The organism is Streptomyces solincola (genome assembly GCF_002982015.1).
Taxonomy (GTDB): Bacteria; Actinomycetota; Actinomycetes; order Streptomycetales; family Streptomycetaceae; genus Streptomyces; species Streptomyces solincola.
Genome location: NZ_PVLV01000745.1, coordinates 1 through 1,982, shown reverse-complemented (window position 1 = coordinate 1,982; position 1,982 = coordinate 1). Strand labels below are relative to the sequence as shown.

Sequence of the window (1,982 nt, the reverse complement as noted above, 5' to 3'; positions counted from 1 at the left end):
GTGCCAGGGAGGGGGTACGGGGGCGGGGGCGCGCGCCGAGGGCCGCGCCCCGCCCACTCGGTTGCCCCACAGGGCCCGTCGGCCGGACCGGTCAGCTCTCCAGGGCGGCGCGCAGGTGGCCGCCGGACTTGGTGAGCAGCCCGGCGGCGGTGTCGGCGTCGACCCCCGCCAGCAGGGCCAGGACGGCCTGCTTGACCTCGCCGTCGGCGGCGTCGAGCGCGGCGGCGATGTCGCCGTCCGGGGCACCGGTGGCCAGCGCCACGATCCGGTGCGAGCGGGCCCGCAGCTTCTCGTTGGACGCGCGGACGTCGACCATCAGGTTCCCGTAGGTCTTGCCGAGCCGGATCATGGTGATGGTGGACACCATGTTGAGCACCAGTTTCTGCGCGGTGCCGGCCTTCAGCCGGGTGGAGCCGGTGATCAGCTCCGGTCCGGTGACGATCTCGATGCCGTGCTCGGCGGCGGCCGCCAGCGGGCTGCCCGGGTTGCAGGACAGGCCCACGGTCAGCGCGCCCCGGGCGCGGGCGTAGTCCACGGCCCCGACGGCGTAGGGGGTGCGGCCGGAGGCGGAGACGCCGATGACGGTGTCGTCCGGGCCGACGGCGAGGGCGGTGAGGTCCTGGGCGGCGAGGGCGGCGGAGTCCTCGGCCCCCTCGACGGCCTCCACCATGGCTCGCGGGCCGCCCGCGATCAGGCCGACGACCTGGCCGGGGGCGGTGTTGAAGGTGGGCGGGCACTCGCTGGCGTCCAGCACGCCCAGCCGGCCCGCGGTGCCCGCGCCCGCGTAGACCAGTCGGCCGCCGCGGGCCATCCGTTCGGCGATGGCGTCGATGGCGGCGGCGATGTGCGGGAGCTGGTCGGCGACGGCGGCCGGCACGGCCTGGTCCCCGGCGTTCATCAGGTGCGCGATCTCGGCGGTGGGCAGGGTGTCGACGTCCGCCAGCTCGGGGCGGAACGCTTCGGTGGCGAGGGAGGCGAGCTCGTCAGGGTTCATGAGCGGGCGCTGCTTTCCGGGCTTGTGCGAGGTTCCGGGCCTGTGCGGGTCCCGGGTTTGTGCGGGGGAGGCGGGCCTAGCGCGGGTCGCGGGGGGCGCGGCGGTGGGCCAGGGCCTCGTAGGAGGCGGCGAGGGCCGGCGCGGCGGTCTCGTAGGTGCGCTGGGTGACGCCGGTGAACAGGCAGTCGATGACGAGGAGTTGGCTGGTACGGGAGGACATGGCGGCCGGCCGCAGCTCGCTCTCCCGGGCGGTGGAGGTGGTCAGCACGTGGTCGGCGTACTGGCTGACGGGACCGTCCGGCCGGCCGGTGACGGCGATGGTGGTGGCCCCGTGGTCGAAGGCGACCCGCAGCGGCTCGATGACGTCGGAGGTGGAACCGGAGTGGGTGATGGCGATGGCGACGTCCCCCGCGCGCAGCTGCACGGCCCCGGTGACGGCGAGGTGCGGGTCGTGGTGGGCGTGCGCCACCAGACCTATCCGCAGCAGCTTCTGGGCCAGGTCCTGGGCGACCAGCCCGGAGGCCCCGATGCCGTAGACGTCGGTACGGCGGGCGGTGGCGAGCGCGGTGACGGCCGCGCCGAGCTGGACGGTGTCGAGTCCGGCGGCGGTGTCGGCGAGGGTCTGCTGCTCGTCGAAGGCCAGCTTGGCGACGACGTCGGCGATGGGGTCGTCCACGGCGATGTCGGCGGTGACCCAGGGCGCGCGGCCGGACTCCTGCTGGGCGGCCAGCCCGGCGAGCGCCAGGCGCAGGTCGCGGTAGCCGGGGTAGCCGAGCAGCCGGGCGGTGCGCACCACGGTGGCCTCGCTGGTGCCGGTCAGCTCGGCCAGGCCGGTGACGGTGAGGGCCGCGCAGCCCGCCGGGTCGCCGGCGACGGCCTCGGCGACCCGCTGCATGGAGCGGGTCATGGAGGGCGCCAGGGTGCGGACCTTGGCGGTGAGGGCGGCGGGCGCGGGGGCGGGCGTGCCGGCGCCGGGGCGGTGCGGTGC

2 protein-coding genes are annotated in these 1,982 nt (G+C 76.2%); both read right to left on the bottom strand.

What is annotated here, in order from left to right; translation table 11 throughout:
* Positions 1–91: 91 nt before the first annotated feature.
* Positions 92–994 (bottom strand): N-acetylmuramic acid 6-phosphate etherase, encoded by a 903-nt coding sequence (gene murQ, locus C6N75_RS29890; RefSeq protein WP_105871955.1) that lies wholly within the window; start codon positions 992–994, stop codon positions 92–94.
* A 76-nt stretch (positions 995–1,070) separates the two neighbouring features.
* The coding region (locus C6N75_RS29885; RefSeq protein WP_105871954.1) for a MurR/RpiR family transcriptional regulator at positions 1,071–1,982 on the bottom strand (912 nt) is incomplete at its 5' end.

Coding starts and splice junctions, on each gene's coding strand:
- murQ (WP_105871955.1), bottom strand. CDS start 994: ATGAACCCTGACGAGCTCGCCTCCCTCGCCACCGAAGCGTTCCGCCCC.